A 1,033-nucleotide genomic window follows, 5' to 3' on the forward strand; every position below is an offset into this window, starting at 1 on the left:
AAAATCAACACGCTGATATCCACCTAATTGATCACCTGAAATCTGGCCAGAGAACCGATTTTGCTGCGCCGATAATTGCTGAATAATATTGGTTTGCGGAATGATATTAGACATACCACCAACACCTGCATCGATTGAACTTGCGGGCTGACCTGAATGAAGAAGAGAGCGCAACTCACCGAAAGCTGTACCCTGAGAAAGGTACTGATTTTCACCGAGCGTTGGAACACTTGAAGAATCAAAGCCATTGATATCAGGCGTAGCATTCTCGAGCTGACCATTTGATTTAATCGTATCCGTCTTTGACACATTATTGAGCATTTCAACAGCCTTGCTGCTATTTGTACGCGCTGTTTTGCCAATACCGATCGTTAATGCGGGAAGTACACCTGACTGCCTTAACTGCTGATTGCAATCTTTATATACTGCCGCCATTTTCGACAGTACATAGCGTTCAAATAGTTTAAGCACGATAAGCTTTGCTCGGATGCCAAAATCGAGACAGTCACATGCTTTTGCAAAGGCATCACATAGCTTATGCGGGGACGCGGGAAAGTCTTTAGAAAATACTTCACTCTCATCAAGTATAAAGGAAATCCGAGCACTAAGCTCCTCGAGCACCGTGCCAATACCTTGATTAAGCCGCGACACCATCGCATCAACTGCGACATTAACCTCAAGTTCATCCTTATCAATAAGATCCAATGAATCTATCGAGTCACCAGACGGGCCGCTCACCTGTGGACCACTTGTAAGCGAATTGAAATTAGTCAACAACTGCTTTACAACGGCATTTGCGATATGGCGCTTCTGTAAACGAAGCTCTCTCATCGCATCGAAATACAACGCTTGGTCACCATTAGTGCCCGCTTTGTCGGCCATTTCAAACAGCGCATCATCCGCACCATCAAACAAATGACGTAATAAATCCTGCACTTTAAGTCTAAAATTATCTCTAACGACAATGACTAACTTCGGTAGCGGTTTAGCGGATACTCCTGAAATAGTTTTGCCGCCGTGAATCCCTACTATC

Annotated in this window: 1 protein-coding gene; it reads right to left on the reverse strand. The window is 44.2% G+C overall.

The genetic code is table 11. The annotated features are described in order from the left end of the window. Positions 1-1,033 (reverse strand): DUF1631 family protein (locus A3729_RS03420; protein ID WP_197475519.1); only part of this gene is annotated, 1,033 nt, incomplete at both ends.

The organism is Oleiphilus sp. HI0043 (genome assembly GCF_001634935.1).